This window comes from Hydrogenovibrio sp. 3SP14C1, assembly GCF_029625905.1.
GTDB lineage: Bacteria > Pseudomonadota > Gammaproteobacteria > Thiomicrospirales > Thiomicrospiraceae > Hydrogenovibrio.
Genome location: NZ_JARTLM010000174.1, coordinates 1 through 261 on the forward strand (window position 1 = coordinate 1; position 261 = coordinate 261).

At 67.0% G+C, this 261-nt stretch carries 1 protein-coding gene; it reads right to left on the reverse strand.

The features are described 5' to 3' along the window. A partial coding sequence (locus P8629_RS12120) for a laccase domain-containing protein (RefSeq protein WP_278166363.1) occupies positions 1-261 on the reverse strand: 261 nt, incomplete at both ends.

Below are 261 nucleotides of genomic sequence, written 5' to 3' on the forward strand. Positions count from 1 at the left end.
CAGGCAGTCGGCGGTGAGCACCACACAGGCATAGTCGCTGCTGCTGGCCACCGAGGCATCGGCTTCCGGCGCGCTCTCCTGATACTCCTGCTGCACCCGTGCCCCGTGGGTTTGATTGAGCCACAGCAGCGGACGGCTATCGCCGATTTCCTTGTGCAGCAGCCGACGACAAAGCGCCACGTGGTCGGCGTTGTCGCCCACGTGGGCCGCCGGGTTGAACGCCGCGAAGTCGTTCTGGCTGGGGCCTGTCTCGCGGGTGGT